Annotated in this window: 16 protein-coding genes; 11 read left to right on the top strand and 5 right to left on the bottom strand. The window is 56.2% G+C overall.

Annotated features, from left to right (window positions below):
- Positions 1-472: 472 nt before the first annotated feature.
- The 5 genes from CKW31_RS04945 to CKW31_RS04925 all read left to right on the top strand — a co-directional run bounded on the left by CKW31_RS04945 (position 473) and on the right by CKW31_RS04925 (position 5749).
- The gene (locus CKW31_RS04945; protein WP_095093301.1) at positions 473-1447 is read left to right on the top strand and encodes a hydroxyacid dehydrogenase; all 975 of its coding nucleotides are present in this window, start codon (positions 473-475) and stop codon (positions 1445-1447) included.
- A gap of 13 nt (positions 1448-1460) precedes the next feature.
- A complete protein-coding gene (locus CKW31_RS04940) occupies positions 1461-2159 on the top strand; it encodes an RraA family protein (protein WP_095093300.1) in 699 nt (232 codons plus the stop codon).
- A 112-nt stretch (positions 2160-2271) separates the two neighbouring features.
- Positions 2272-3558: a CitMHS family transporter gene (locus CKW31_RS04935; protein WP_095093299.1), complete on the top strand. Its 1287-nt coding sequence runs from the start codon at positions 2272-2274 to the stop codon at positions 3556-3558.
- Between the two features lie 50 nt (positions 3559-3608).
- On the top strand, positions 3609-4550 hold the full coding sequence (locus tag CKW31_RS04930; protein WP_095093298.1) for a hydroxymethylglutaryl-CoA lyase: 942 nt from the start codon (positions 3609-3611) through the stop codon (positions 4548-4550).
- Positions 4551-4552: 2 nt separating this feature from the next.
- On the top strand, positions 4553-5749 hold the full coding sequence (locus tag CKW31_RS04925) for a CaiB/BaiF CoA-transferase family protein (RefSeq protein WP_095093608.1): 1197 nt from the start codon (positions 4553-4555) through the stop codon (positions 5747-5749).
- A gap of 334 nt (positions 5750-6083) precedes the next feature.
- On the opposite strand, the gene CKW31_RS04920 is transcribed toward CKW31_RS04925, so the two are convergent.
- Positions 6084-6467 (bottom strand): hypothetical protein, encoded by a 384-nt coding sequence (locus CKW31_RS04920; RefSeq protein ID WP_095093297.1) that lies wholly within the window; start codon positions 6465-6467, stop codon positions 6084-6086.
- Between the two features lie 74 nt (positions 6468-6541).
- On the opposite strand from CKW31_RS04920, the gene CKW31_RS04915 reads away from it, so the two are divergent.
- From CKW31_RS04915 to CKW31_RS04900, 4 genes are all read left to right on the top strand, one after another.
- A complete protein-coding gene (locus tag CKW31_RS04915) occupies positions 6542-7186 on the top strand; it encodes a hypothetical protein (RefSeq protein WP_095093296.1) in 645 nt (214 codons plus the stop codon).
- Between the two features lie 115 nt (positions 7187-7301).
- Complete coding sequence (locus tag CKW31_RS04910) at positions 7302-7847, top strand: hypothetical protein (RefSeq protein WP_095093295.1); 546 nt, start codon at positions 7302-7304, stop codon at positions 7845-7847.
- A 69-nt stretch (positions 7848-7916) separates the two neighbouring features.
- Complete coding sequence (locus tag CKW31_RS04905; protein WP_095093607.1) at positions 7917-8123, top strand: hypothetical protein; 207 nt, start codon at positions 7917-7919, stop codon at positions 8121-8123.
- A 39-nt stretch (positions 8124-8162) separates the two neighbouring features.
- A complete protein-coding gene (locus CKW31_RS04900) occupies positions 8163-8633 on the top strand; it encodes an N-acetyltransferase family protein (RefSeq protein ID WP_371856687.1) in 471 nt (156 codons plus the stop codon).
- A 28-nt stretch (positions 8634-8661) separates the two neighbouring features.
- Here the strand turns inward: CKW31_RS04900 and CKW31_RS04895 are convergent, their stop codons facing one another.
- From CKW31_RS04895 to CKW31_RS04885, 3 genes are read right to left on the bottom strand one after another with little or no spacing between them, the layout of a single operon-like run.
- Positions 8662-9420, bottom strand: a complete 759-nt coding sequence (locus tag CKW31_RS04895; protein WP_095093294.1) for a carbon-nitrogen hydrolase family protein — start codon at positions 9418-9420, stop codon at positions 8662-8664.
- Between the two features lie 25 nt (positions 9421-9445).
- Positions 9446-9880 carry a GFA family protein gene (locus CKW31_RS04890; RefSeq protein ID WP_095093293.1) on the bottom strand — a complete coding sequence of 145 codons (435 nt, stop codon included), beginning with the start codon at positions 9878-9880 and terminating at the stop codon, positions 9446-9448.
- A 29-nt stretch (positions 9881-9909) separates the two neighbouring features.
- Entirely contained in the window at positions 9910-10437 is a 528-nt protein-coding gene (locus tag CKW31_RS04885) for an AAA family ATPase (RefSeq protein WP_095093292.1), read from the bottom strand.
- A 163-nt stretch (positions 10438-10600) separates the two neighbouring features.
- Between CKW31_RS04885 and CKW31_RS04880 the strand changes: the two genes are divergently transcribed.
- The gene (locus tag CKW31_RS04880) at positions 10601-11236 is read left to right on the top strand and encodes a LysE family translocator (RefSeq protein ID WP_095093291.1); all 636 of its coding nucleotides are present in this window, start codon (positions 10601-10603) and stop codon (positions 11234-11236) included.
- A 321-nt stretch (positions 11237-11557) separates the two neighbouring features.
- On the opposite strand, the gene CKW31_RS04875 is transcribed toward CKW31_RS04880, so the two are convergent.
- Positions 11558-11821, bottom strand: coding sequence for a DUF2798 domain-containing protein (locus CKW31_RS04875; protein WP_095093290.1), 264 nt, complete (start codon positions 11819-11821; stop codon positions 11558-11560).
- A gap of 127 nt (positions 11822-11948) precedes the next feature.
- Here CKW31_RS04875 and CKW31_RS04870 point away from each other — a divergent pair, with 127 nt between their 5' ends.
- Positions 11949-12875, top strand: a complete 927-nt coding sequence (locus CKW31_RS04870) for a LysR family transcriptional regulator (RefSeq protein WP_095093289.1) — start codon at positions 11949-11951, stop codon at positions 12873-12875.
- The last annotated feature ends 274 nt before the right edge of the window (positions 12876-13149 follow it).

Raw genomic sequence — 13149 nt, 5'->3', positions numbered from 1 at the left:
TCCTACAGGGATAGTGTTTGCTGTGCGATAGCGTCTTGTCTGATGCACCGCTATCGCGGCCTCGCGTTGCTCGTGCGCTCCTACAGAAACAGTGTTTGCTGTGCGATAGCGTGTTGTCTGATGCACCGCTATCGCGGCCTCGCGGTGCTCGTGCGCTCCTACAAGGGATAGTGTTTGCTGCGCGATGGCGCGTTGTCTGATGCACGGCTCGCGGCCTCGCGATGCTCGTGCGCTCCTACAGGGATAGTGTTTGCTGCGTGACTGCGCTGTGTCAGGACACAGTGTCTCCCGAGTGTTACCCATCGCCCCAGCAAGGGCGGGCTGTGGGTGATTGCATCAATTAAATTCATAGTTGAATAAAAAAGCGGAAATAGATTTATACGAAGAAAAGGTTAAACATGGATGCCATAAGCGGTAGATATCGTCCGTCGATGTCTGATCCGATGCCAATAATTAAAACAAGGCGTCCTTTATGACTTACTCCATTCTTGTCACCGCCGAACGCCTGGCTCCGGCTGGACTGGATATCCTCACGCAGCGCGGCTGCCGGGTGTTGTTTGTTCGCGCCGGGCAGGAAGTCGCTGACATCGAGCGGTTGATGGCCAGCGAGCCGATCGACGCGGTGATCTCCCGGACTTTCGAGCTGAGCGAGCAGGCGATTACCGCTTGCCCGACCCTGAAAGTCATCTCCAAACACGGTGTTGGCGTCAGCAATATCCATGTCTCTGCGGCGAGCGCCCGGGGCGTTCCGGTTTACGTCACTCCCGGTGCCAACGCGCAGTCGGTGTGTGAAATGACCCTGGGCCTGATGTTCGCTGCGGCACGTAAAGTCAGCTGGATGGACAGCGAGATTCGCGCCGGGCGCTGGTCTCGTGCGCAAGACGGGCTGGAGTTGAGCGGGCGCACGCTGGGCCTGGTGGGTTTTGGTCAGGTGGCGCGCAAAGTCTCGACGGTGTGTCAGGCGCTCGGTATGCGGGTGCGGGTCTACGATCCGTTTCTCAACGCCGACAGTGATCTGCAGGGTGCTGTGGCAGTGCAATCGTTGGCCGCGTTGCTCAGTGAAAGCCACGTCCTGAGCCTGCACGTGCCGCTCACTGCACAGACCCGAAACCTGATTGGCGCAACCGAATTGGCAATGCTTCCCGAAGGCGCGGTGTTGATCAACACCGCTCGCGGCGAAGTGGTGGATGAAGCCGCTCTGGTTGATGCGCTACGCAGCGGCCAATTGTACTCGGCAGGTCTGGACACCATGGCCATCGAACCTCTGCCGTCCAACAGTCCCTTATTGCATCTGGATAACGTCGTGCTGACCCCGCATGTGGGCGGTTCGACCCACGCTGCATTGGCTGCAATGGCTCGGGACGCGGCCAACAACGTTCTGGATTTTCTCGACGGCAAGCCTGTGCCGCGTACGTCGTGCGTCAACGCTGACCTGCTTTCCCTTTGACTGGAGATTTACCATGACCGTTTCTGCTCTCAATGACTGGCCAACCGGCTACCGCATCAATCCGCGTAACGGCGATCTCGATGCTGAATTGATCGAAGCCTTCCGAAGCGTTCCGGTGGCGGTGGCTGGGGATTGCCTGGGGCGCGGCATCGGCGCCAGGGGCCTGCACGTTTATCACGGCGATCTGTCACTCAAATTGTGTGGCCCGGCTTTTACCCTGCGCGTTCGGCCGGGTGACAACCTGATGGTTCATAAGGCACTAATGATGGTGCAGCCCGGCGATGTATTAGTCATCGACGGCGCGGGCGATGTCAGCCAGGCGGTGATCGGTGGCCTGGTTCGTACGACGGCCTTGCGGGTCAAGCTTGGCGGCATCGTTATCGACGGGGCGGTCCGTGATCTCGAGGAGTTGGCTGAAGGCATCCTGCCGGTGTTTGCAGCAGGGCATACCCATCGTGGCCCAAGCAAGGATGGCCCCGGCGAAATCAATGTGCCGATTGCCTGCGCCGGACTGTGCGTCATGCCCGGCGATTTGATCCTCGGTGATGCGGACGGTGTGCTGGCAGTCCCTCAGGCCGATGTCGCGGCGCTGCTGCCGAAGGCCATCGCGCACCTGGAGCGAGAGGCGTCTATTCGCGAAACCAATCGTCTTGGAACCGCTGATCCAGAGCGCTTCGACACACTACTGCGCGCCAAAGGTCTGCCGGTCTGAATACGTTGCACTGATGCTTGCCTGACCATAGCCCTCGGCAATCGACGGCGGGGGGCGGCGCTTCAAATTCGTCAAAAGTCACCCAGATAAAACTAAAAACAAGAGGGAAACCATGCTGACGATCCTCAGCTATACGATGATCATTTGCTTCATGTACCTGGTCATGAGCCGCCGTCTTTCGCCCTTGGTGGCATTGATGCTGGTACCGGTGGTATTCGCCTGCATCGGCGGCTTCGCGGCGGGTCTGGGCCCGATGATGATCGACGGGGTGAAGATGCTTGCCCCCACCGGCATCATGCTGACTTTTGCGATCCTGTACTTTTCGATGATGACCGACGCCGGGCTATTCAACCCGCTGGTCAAAGTGATCCTGAAAGTGGTTCAGGGCGACCCGCAGAAAATCGTGATTGGCAGCGCCATTCTCGGTATCTGTGTCGGCCTGGATGGCGACGGCGCGACGACTTACATCATCACCACGGCCGCATTGCTGCCGCTGTACCGACGCACAGGCATTCGCCTGCAAGTCATGGCGACCGTTTTGTTGCTCAGCAACGGCGTGATGAACATGCTGCCCTGGGCCGGGCCTTTTTCGCGTGCCGCCAGTGCCATGCACGTGGACGTCGCCGATTTGTTCATGGAAATGCTGCCGATGATGCTGGCCGCGCTGGCCTGGGTGGTGTTTGTCGCGTTTCTGCTCGGGCGCATGGAGAAGCGTCGTTTGGGCGTTATCGAGCTGCGAGAAGGTGAGGGCATGGATCACTTCCAGGAGTCCGCACCGGGGGACTGGCGCTTCGCATTCAACGCCGTGCTGACGATTGCCCTGATTGCCTGCATGGTCATGAGCGTGTTGCCGCTGCCTATTCTGTTCATGCTGGCCTTCGGTATCGGTGCGGTGGTCAACTTCCCGAAAATCGAAGACCAGAAGGCCCTGATCTCCCGTCATGCGGGCAATGTGATGCTGGTCTCGCTGCTGATTTTTGCGGCCGGGATCTTCGTCGGCATCATGACCGGCACCGGCATGATCAAGGCCATCTCAGAGAGCCTGATCTACGTCATCCCGCAGTGGGCCGGGCAGTACATGTCGTTGATCACCGCGTTCATCAGTATGCCGGGCACCTACGTACTCACTAACGATGCGTTTTACTTCGGCATCCTGCCGATCCTCGCAGACACCGCCAGTCACTATGGCATCGGGCCTATGGAAATGGCTGTTGCCGGGCTGATCGGGCAACCGGTGCATGTGTTGAGCCCTCTGGTTGCATCGACTTACCTGCTGTGCGGTTTGCTGGATGTCGATTACGCAAACAACCAGCGTATTTCTTTCAAATGGTCGGTGGGCACCGTGGGCGTCATGTTTGTGATGTCGCTGCTGATCGGCGCGCTTTCCATCCTGCACTAAAGCAGTGGCCATCGGCCTTGTGCCGATGGCCTGTATCCGAGGTCATTTTCATGCACAACAATCACGACATTGATATTTTGATCAGTGAAGTCGGCCCTCGTGACGGGCTGCAAAGCGTCAAGGCGAGCATGCCTACCCAGCTCAAGATCGAGTGGCTAACAGCACTCGCGGCGTCCGGTTTACGTGAGATTGAAATCGGGTCGTTCGTATCGCCCAAGCTGCTGCCACAGATGGCTGACGCCGCACAGCTGGTCGCTCATGCGCGAACCTTGCCGGGACTATTCGTCACCGCTTTAGTGCCCAATCTCAAAGGTGCGCAGGCCGCATTTGACGCCGGGGTACAGAAAATCACCCTGCCTGTTTCGGTCAGCGAACCTCATTCACTGGCAAACATTCGCAAGACCCATGCGCAGGTTATTGAAGAAGTCCGCACTGTCGTTGCGCTACGCGATCAGCAGTACCCACACGTACAGATCGAGGCGGGACTTTCAACCGTATTCGGCTGCACGTTGCAGGGCGTGGTTCCCGCTGATGATGTCATTCGTATGGCCGTGACTATGGCCGGGCTTGGGGTGGACGAGGTGGGGCTGGCCGACACGGTGGGCTATGCCAATCCGACTCAGGTCCGCCAGTTATTCACCCGTTTGCGCCATGAGCTGGGGGCGGTCGCGGGCAGCGCTCATTTTCACAACACCCGAGGGCAGGGGCTGGCCAACGTTGTGGCCGCGCTCGATGCCGGAGTGACCACGATTGACGCTTCTCAAGGCGGATTGGGCGGCTGCCCTTACGCGCCTGGCGCCTCGGGGAACATCGTGACCGAGGACCTGGTTTACCTGCTCGAATCCATGGGCCTGCGCACCGGCGTCGATATCGATCGTCTGGTCGCTGCGCGTGAATGGCTGCATAAGGGCCTGCCCGGCGAACCGCTTTATGGGTTCATTCCTGATGCCGGAGTCGGCAAGAATTTTCGTTACGCAAGCAAGGGTCAATGAACATGCAATCGACGACTGAAAAGGTTCTGCCGTTGGCAGGCATTCGTGTGATCGAGTTTGTGCACATGGTCATGGGGCCGACCTGCGGTCTGGTGCTGGCTGATCTGGGCGCAGAGGTAATCAAGGTGGAGCCGGCACCCGCCGGGGACAATACGCGGCGCTTGCGTGGTTCCGGCGCAGGTTACTGGATGACCTACAACCGCAATAAAAAAAGCTTCGCCGTCGACATGAAAACCGAAGAAGGGATGGTGGCGGTTCGTAAGCTCATCGCCAGTGCGGACGTCGTCACCGAAAACTTTCGCCCCGGAGCCATGGAAAAACTGGCGCTGGGATACGAGCAGGTCAAAGCGATCAAACCCTCCATCATCTACAGCTCAATGAAAGGATTCTTGCCCGGACCTTACGATCAACGACCGGCCCTCGATGAAGTGGTGCAGATGATGACCGGGCTTGCCTACATGACCGGGCCCGTCGGTCGGCCTTTGCGGGCCGGAGCTTCGGTGAACGATGTAATGGGCGGCATGTTCAGTGCCATTTCAATCCTGGCTGCTCTGCATCAGCGCAATTCCACAGGCCTGGGGCAGTTCGTGCAGACCGGTCTGTTCGAAAACTCAGCCTTCCTCGTTGCGCAACACATGATGCAGAAAGTCGTCACGGGCAAGGCCGCTGCGCCGATGCCTAATCGGGTCTCGGCCTGGGCGATTTATGACGTATTCACCACCGCCGACAATGAACAGGTTTTTCTCGGGGTCGTCAGCGACGGCCAGTGGCAAAGTTTCTGCAAAGCCTTTGGTTTCAAAGAATGGGCCGTGGACCCCACGCTTGTTCTGAACAACCAGCGGGTACAAGCGCGTGACGACATTTTGCCGCGAGTGCGCGAGTGTCTGGGCGACATGAGCAAGGTTGAAGTCATGGCACGTTGCGAAGCGGCAGGTTTGCCGTTCTCGCCTATTCAGCGTCCCGAAGACCTGTTTGAGGATCATCACCTGAATGCATCGGGCGGCATGGCGGCGCTGACGACCCCCGACGGCGCTGATGTGAAAGTACCAATGTTGCCGTTCGAAATGGATGGCCAACGTTTCGGTACGAGGTTAAACGTGCCTGAGCTTGGTAGTCATTCCGCTGAACTGCTTGGCGAATTAGGCTATTGCGACGAGGATATACAGGCGTTGCAGGCTGCTGGTGTGGTTCAAGGTTAGTGGGGGTGACCGTAAATGAATCAGGTCAATACTTCACGGCGCGTGAAGCGACCTGCTATTGCCACCCTGGAGGATGATCAAGTGGCTCTGGGTCCATTCGCTAAAGCCGGTCCTGTCAAACAAAATGCAATCACCTGATTTGGAATGCTTTTCTGTAGGAGCTTACGAGCGCCGCGAGGCAGCGATAGCGGTCTGTCTGATGCACCGCTATCGCGGCCTCGCGGTGCTCGTGCGCTCCTACAGGTCAAATGTTTACAGCGAGACAGCGGTGTGTCAGGAACGCTGGGCGATCTGCTACGTTTCAAAGGCGCAGCAAGGTTGCAGGCCAGGCTTGCTACACCGCGAAATCAACGATTAGCCCTGGATCAAGCGCCCGCACTCTGCTTTCAGAGTGATAGGCGCCGTCGTCGTTGTAGCGCAGATAAAGTCGGCCGCATTTCAAACACTCCCATACCTCGCAACGATTGTAAGGGTAGTAACGCGGCGCGATTGGCGCGTCCAGTGACCAGAATGAAGTGCCATTCGGGTGGTATTCGTCGATGGTGCTTTCTTCCTTGGTTTCCTCGATGAGGGAGCCAACCTTTTGGAATTGGTCTTCGCGCAGTGAAGCAGGCCAGCCTTCCCAGCCTGCCAGGCTCTTCGTGGTGCAGTTACAGGCATCCTCGACTGCCGCTGAGCGCACAGCCATTTCCTGTAACGATGCAAAACTCAACGCCATAACGTTCTCCTCCATGCTCCGATGATGGCTACAATCCCAACGATCCTATAACTTTTTAATTTCTGGAATTGAATGTGCGTAACATTATTCCGTTCGCCCCCCTATTACTTCCTGACATCGCAACTGTTCGACTAAAGGCTAAAGCACTGGCGATGCTTGAAGCTATCGTCTCACCCGACTGGGAGTACAGGTATTACAGCTTCGATGCGCATTGGGGTGATGGTGAGGAGATGGCCTCGATGCGCAACGGATCAGGCGACGATTGTTTTTTGCTCTTCGGATCATTCGGTGCCGCGATAAAAGGGTTTGCTCACGACGCATCGGATGCTTGCAATAACGACCTTGCAGCCGCCGTGAGGATTCAACTTCCCCAGGCTTTTGCATCATTTCTGAATGAGCCCGCGTTCAGCATGCACAGCGTGAGCTACTGCTATTGGAGTCGCACTGAGGACCCAGGCTGGCATAAAGTGGCGTGTGCAAATTGCGTGTCGACTGGGGTTGATGACGGCTCGTCTAAACTCGCAGTCTTGTGCGAACCCGCAGCTTCTTATGTCGCTTTTGCCAATGAGTATTATGAAATCGAGCTTCCACTTTCTTCAGTACAACGCATCTACGAACACGGCCTGTTGACCGAGGAACTGGTGAAGGCCCTCAATCCGGGTCTGGATTTTGCCGAGGCCCGGAAGTTCGCCGCAGAGATTGGCTATCCCTGTGTTTGAGACTTGATGAGTGCTGCGACTGTTTTATCTGGATAAAGCGTGCGCGGGTTTGGCAGCGTCAGAATTATCGAAAAGACTTCCAATCCATTTGCGGACGTTGGTCAAGGAGTTGTACATGGCAAATCGAGTTTACTTGATGAATCACAGCCAATCCGAACCCGCCCTGGCTGCCGAACTGGAGGATGCCTGTTTGTTGGCTGCCAGTTATCAGTTACCAATTTTGTGGTTGGCGTTGTTCGATTCGGATGACTTGGTCAACGTTCTTGTACATTGCGAAAACGATGCGGGTGAGCTGGATAGCGAGCTGGTTTTGACTTGTTTTGCGTCCACCGGGAAAGCACTGAAGACTTACACCTCAAGAAGGCAGGACCTTCAGGCAGCATTGGGTGCCGACATCGCACCCAGTCTGGCTGAGTGGGAGGCGTTCATTGCCAGCCAGTTGCAAGGCTCAGTGGTTCAGATCGATCTGACTGAACTCTGGATGATGCATGGCGATGCGGATGCGCTGGATGCCCAGGTCAGCGAGTGGCTGGCGGGGCTCGATGACACCGCGAGTGAGGCATGGCTATCTTTCTGTCGTCAGGCAAACCTGGATGACGCTGACACACGGCGCTACGGTGTTCGTGGCTATCCGTGGAATGCGAAGCCGGGATGGCAGTGAGGCGGAGTTTGATAATCAACCCACACATCGCCATCGCAGGTTGATCAAGTCATTCAAGGCGCGTCGATGATGATGGAAATATTGGCTGAGGTCTTTTTTCGTACCATTTGCTACCCCATAGGCTGGCCAGTGGTAAAGATTTTCACATTGGGAAAGTACCCTGTTAAAGGGTCCTGGTTTGCCCAAACCATTCAGTCCGAATGGACGTCTGCGATTGGGCTGGCCGTACTGGTGATTGCAATGATGGCGGCACTGAAGCAGTTCGTGATTACGTAGAAAATCTTATATATCTCCCGCCATGAAAGAGGCGTGCAAATGATGCTCGCTACAACTGACCACCGTCCCAAGGTAACTTTGGCCCCCGCCCAACAAACCGACCTTGATGATCTCGTCGCCATCCGGATTGAAGCCATGCGCGAAAGTCTGGAGCGGGTAGGGCGCTTTGATCCAGTGCGTGCTCGTGAGCGGTTTGCCAACAGTTTTGATGCAAGGGATACGCGCTATATCGAAATGGCTGGAGAGCGCGTGGGTTTTGTCGTGGTCAAGCGGCACGATGATGAACTGGTGCTTGATCACCTGTACCTGAAGCTGGCTGCGCAAGGTTTGGGCGTAGGCTCTGCTGTTCTGTCGCTGATATTCGAAGAGGCGGATGCTTTGGGGCTGCCGATTAAAGTCGGAGCGCTTAAAGAGAGCGCCTCGAATCGGTTTTACACGCGCCATGGGTTTCAGTTTTTAGAAAGCGGCGAGTTTGATCATTACTATATTCGTCGGCGTGTTACAGGCTGAAAATGTGCCGTCAAAAGTGCGCAGGGACTCAATCAGAACACTCGACCGCAGTTTCGAAGCCCTGCCAGCCATGCAAATGCTTGGAAACGACCAGCAGGCGATTTCCCACGCCAGACGTCGAGGCAACGCAGACACCTTTTTCATCCCAGAACGCGCTTCGCCCAGCCGCTGCCCAGCCACCTGTAGGGCCGCCATGATTGGCCATGAGGACGGCCATTCCATGCAGCTGCGAGTAACCTTGCAACAGTGCGCTGTCTTTTGGATACCCGGTTTCACCAATCAGCACGCTTGAGGCGTAAACCCGAGCGCCTTGTCTGGCGGCTGCCGATGGATGTTCTGGATGGCTGAAATCAGCGCACACCGACAGCGCTGTGGGCACGCCAGCGATGTTTATCAAATCGCCGCCGTTACCTGCACTGAAATACTGTTCTTCGCCGGGATGTAAATGCTGTTTGGTATAGACCCCGACCGAGCCATCGCCATGGAGTATGAAGGCCGCGATCAAGGGTTTTTCATGGCCTGGCATGCTCAGCGGTAAACCCACGACTGTGGTCATGGAGGTTTCCTGCGCGAGTTGGCGCAAGGGGAGCAGAACCGGACTGTCCACATCTTGCGTCAGCGCTTCGGCCAAAGTGGGTTCATATCCCGTGAGCGATAACTCGGGAAAGACCAGAAGGTGCACCCCGTGTTCATGGGCGTGCTGCATGAACTCGCTGTGCAGCTTCACGTTCGCATTGATATCGCCTGCATGAACGGCGCATTGGGCGGCTGCTAAAACAGGTGACATGAAAGTTTTCCAATAAAGAGCGTTATCAATATCCAACACGCAGAGCGGCAAGCAGCGATTCCAAAGATTCTGGAGACTTATCAAACGTGGTTTCAGACTTCAATGTATCCCATTGCATGGCGTCACTCAGGCAGTAATCACCGATACACTTCATGGACTGTGCTTGCGAATCCAGAAGGCCGAGGGGAATCCACATATACGGCTTGCCACGCAAGGCATTGGGAACGGTCGAGCCACAGTGTTTGCAGAAATCATTCCGGTAGCCGCTGGGTTTGAGCCATGTGTTGATTTCAGACTGTCCCGCCTCCCACTGAAAGCCGGATTCAGGAACGATCGTCGCGCAGTTATAACCGGTGCCTGTTTGTTTGCGGCAAAGGGAGCAGTGGCATCGGTAGAAATACAGCGGCTCTGCCTTGAGGGAAAAAACCACGGTTGCGCACAGACATTGTCCTGTCAGCATTTAAAACTCCTTATTGAAGTGCCTGTTGATTAGCTGTTGTCCGGTTCATTGCTCAGGCCTGATGAAAGTCTTTCGGTGATGATTGCGATTGCCTCCACTGGGGACATCAATGCCGTGTCCACAGTAAACGGCGCTTCATTCCACGCTTCGTATTCATGATCGAGCACAGACTTCCAGGTGGGCGGGGTCAATCCCGGTACATCACTTTTTCTGCTCTCAACCCGACGCTGGTGCTCTCGTTTGTCCGAGCAAACCACCTGAATGTCGACTAACTGAACGCCAGCCCGTGCGGCAATTTCGCTCCAGGCTTTCCGGCTTTCCATGACCGGGTTAACGCAATCAACAATAACCGAATTGCCCAGTTGCAGGTTGCTCAGCGCAAGTTCGTTCGCAGCCATGTACCCGCAACGACCGATATCCTGAGCAAGCTCACCAGAGTTTCGGATCGCTTGCTCAATCGTATCTATCCGTAGATAAACCGCACGCATCTGGCTGGCAAGTTCACGGGCGATGGTTGTTTTACCGGTACCGGGAAGACCGCTGAAGACAATGAGCATTGGGTGTCCTGAGGTTGAAGTGAGAGGAATCGCTCCAGTTGGCTCATCTTAAATTGTTCAGATACTTCGTGTCTGTGTATGCCGTTTTGTTTTTGAATCTGTGTCTAACGTCTTTGCTTTACGCGGATTAATCTTGCTCCGAACATTCTCAAGGAGCGACACCATGCCCGAACTGTCCACCGTGGTTGCCTATGGTTTGATTTCACTTGGCATGGTGTTAACACCCGGCCCGAATATGATTTACCTGATTTCGCGGTCGATCTGCCAAGGCCGGGTCGCAGGTTTGATTTCACTGTGCGGCGTTGCATTGGGCTTTGTCGTTTATATGGTGTTTGCCGCGTTGGGTATTACCGCATTGGTCATGGCCGTTCCTTATGCGTATGACGCCCTGCGAGTCGGCGGCGCGTTGTATCTGCTGTATCTGGCGTGGCAGGCAGTCAAGCCGGGTGGTCGCTCTCCCTTTCAGGTCAAAGATCTGCCCAAGGATGGCCCGCGCAAGTTGTTCATGATGGGCTTCATCACTAACCTGCTGAATCCTAAAGTGGCGGTGATGTATTTGTCGTTATTGCCGCAGTTCATTGATCCTGCTGGTCACGGCAGTGTGCTGGTGCAGTCTTTGGTACTGGGCTTTACGCAGATTTTTATCAGCGTGACTGTCAACGCGGCCATTGCAATCATGGCCGGTTCAATTGCGGCGTTTTTCATTGGCCGGCCTTTCTGGCAGGTCGTACAGCGCTGGCTGATGGGCACCGTGCTGGCGGGGCTGGCGGTGCGGATGTTGATTGAAGGGCGACGGTAGATCGTAACCGTTCTGCCCCTCTAGCTGCGCTGCGATCCAGCTAAACAGAACCCTGGGGCAGGTTTCATGTTCGCCTCGTAGGACCGGCTTTAGCCGGGAGGGCGGGATTTCTGTCGAAGGATATTTAGCGAATGTCCCGACGTTCTCCCGGCTAAAGCCGGTCCTACGGATTTGCGTGGCTTCTGTGGGCATTCATTCGCGAAGGAGCAGTACATTCGCAGCCTGAGGGGCGCCGGAAATTCCCGGCTAAAGCCGGTCCCACGTCAGTTTGCAGGCCAACATGTAATCTCTCGCAGGTATCGATGCAATCCTGCAACCCCATCAATGCCCATGAACTGTCCACGCCACCAGCCGGGCAACCATCGGCCTGACCACTAGCACGCAGATGAATGCAGATGGCATCGCCACTCGATACGCATTCATCACATTCTTCATGTAGTGTTCGTCGAAGCCAAATTCCGCCAGGGTGATCACCAGGCACATCAGAAAGGCCATGATGGTCGCCATGTAGAGCGCAAAAATGTAAGGCGTCGCCCGTTTTGGAAAGCGCAGGCGCAAGGTATTCTGGTTGGTTCCAGCAGTCATCGGTTAACCTCTTCAGCGATGGGTGTCACAAGAGCCGCCAAACTAGCAAGCTGGCGAGGATGCCGGTAGCGGCTTAATACTTGAATCACTGTTAAGTAAAATCAACGAATCAGGCGTCGGGAATGCGATGGATATTCTGGGTTTGATCAACACATTTATCCGCGTGGCAGAAGCGGGCAGCATCGCTGCGGCGGCCCGTGCTCAGGGCATGAGTGCAGCGGCGGTCAGTCAAAGCATCAGCCGACTGGAAAAGCATCTCGGCACACGGTTGCTTTCGCGCACCACCCGCAGGATGGCGCTGACTGAAAGCGGTACGCGCTATTACGAAAAGGTGCGGCACATCCCGCGTGACATCGAACTCGCCTCGCAAGCCGCTGCTGTCGCCACCGACCCTCAAGGTCCGCTGTGCATTGCGACCACCGCGGCGTTTGGACGTCACGTATTGGCGCCGCTCATGCCAGCCTTCAAGGCGGCTTACCCGCGCATTGACGTCGAGCTGATCAGTGCAGACCGGCGTGTTGATCATCGGCTGGAAGGCGTGGACGTCAGCATTCGTATCGAGGCCCAACTGAGTGATCAGTTGGTGGCGCGACGTATTGCTTCGCTTCCATTCGTGTTTTGCGCTTCGCCTGGATACCTTGATCGGGCTGGCGTGCCTACTTCGCCCGACGAGCTGAAAGCGCATGCCTGCCTGGTGTTTCGTTACCCCACCGACGGGCGTTTTCTGCCGTGGAATTTCATACTCGACGGCAAGCGTTTCGAGGCTAAGGTCAATCCCGGTTTTGTCTGCGATGACATCGACATGCTCACGCAGATCGCCCTGAACGGCGGCGGCATTGCCCGGCTGGCCAGCTTTATCGCGCAGCCGCTTATCGACAGCGGCCGTTTGCTGCCGTTGTTCGACTCAGGCAACCGCGGCGCTGCAGCGGCGGAATCTGAACCGATGGATATTTATGCGTGTGTCACAGAACGGTCGGCATTGAATGCGAAAGTACGTGCGTTTATCGAGTTTCTGGAAGGTTCGCTGCAGGTCGGTTCGACTGAGCATAAATGAATGTTGGGCAATCAGAACTCGCACCCCACATGACGTTCTACTGAAGGCTACCGTGCCTTAGACATTTGACCTGTAGGAGCGCACGAGCACCGCGAGGCCGCGATAGCGTTTTGTCTGACACGCCGCCGTCGCTGCCTCGCGTCGCTCGTGAGCTCCTTGTATCTCGACTCTAGCGCCTCACCGCGCCATAGTTCTCGACTGATCATCGAGGGAGAGCAGGAAGCTGTTGAGCTCCTAAGGCCAAGAGCCTCTATTGTAGATAGTGCTCCTGCCC

Origin of the sequence: Pseudomonas sp. Irchel 3A5 (genome assembly GCF_900187575.1) — a bacterium.
Classification (GTDB): Bacteria; Pseudomonadota; Gammaproteobacteria; order Pseudomonadales; family Pseudomonadaceae; genus Aquipseudomonas; species Aquipseudomonas folii.
Note: the sequence above shows the minus strand (reverse complement) of the source record. Positions and strands in the feature narration are given on the sequence as shown.

Excerpts from the sequence above, each read along its gene's own strand:
- CKW31_RS04905 (WP_095093607.1), top strand. The coding sequence starts at position 7,917 with ATGATGGAAATATTGGCTGAGGTCTTTTTTCGTACCATTTGCTACCCC.
- CKW31_RS04940 (WP_095093300.1), top strand. The coding sequence starts at position 1,461 with ATGACCGTTTCTGCTCTCAATGACTGGCCAACCGGCTACCGCATCAAT.
- CKW31_RS04885 (WP_095093292.1), bottom strand. The coding sequence starts at position 10,437 with ATGCTCATTGTCTTCAGCGGTCTTCCCGGTACCGGTAAAACAACCATC.
- CKW31_RS04870 (WP_095093289.1), top strand. The coding sequence starts at position 11,949 with ATGGATATTCTGGGTTTGATCAACACATTTATCCGCGTGGCAGAAGCG.
- CKW31_RS04935 (WP_095093299.1), top strand. The coding sequence starts at position 2,272 with ATGCTGACGATCCTCAGCTATACGATGATCATTTGCTTCATGTACCTG.
- CKW31_RS04945 (WP_095093301.1), top strand. The coding sequence starts at position 473 with ATGACTTACTCCATTCTTGTCACCGCCGAACGCCTGGCTCCGGCTGGA.
- CKW31_RS04875 (WP_095093290.1), bottom strand. The coding sequence starts at position 11,821 with ATGACTGCTGGAACCAACCAGAATACCTTGCGCCTGCGCTTTCCAAAA.
- CKW31_RS04930 (WP_095093298.1), top strand. The coding sequence starts at position 3,609 with ATGCACAACAATCACGACATTGATATTTTGATCAGTGAAGTCGGCCCT.
- CKW31_RS04890 (WP_095093293.1), bottom strand. The coding sequence starts at position 9,880 with ATGCTGACAGGACAATGTCTGTGCGCAACCGTGGTTTTTTCCCTCAAG.
- CKW31_RS04910 (WP_095093295.1), top strand. The coding sequence starts at position 7,302 with ATGGCAAATCGAGTTTACTTGATGAATCACAGCCAATCCGAACCCGCC.
- CKW31_RS04925 (WP_095093608.1), top strand. The coding sequence starts at position 4,553 with ATGCAATCGACGACTGAAAAGGTTCTGCCGTTGGCAGGCATTCGTGTG.
- CKW31_RS04880 (WP_095093291.1), top strand. The coding sequence starts at position 10,601 with ATGCCCGAACTGTCCACCGTGGTTGCCTATGGTTTGATTTCACTTGGC.
- CKW31_RS04920 (WP_095093297.1), bottom strand. The coding sequence starts at position 6,467 with ATGGCGTTGAGTTTTGCATCGTTACAGGAAATGGCTGTGCGCTCAGCG.
- CKW31_RS04900 (WP_371856687.1), top strand. The coding sequence starts at position 8,163 with ATGATGCTCGCTACAACTGACCACCGTCCCAAGGTAACTTTGGCCCCC.
- CKW31_RS04895 (WP_095093294.1), bottom strand. The coding sequence starts at position 9,420 with ATGTCACCTGTTTTAGCAGCCGCCCAATGCGCCGTTCATGCAGGCGAT.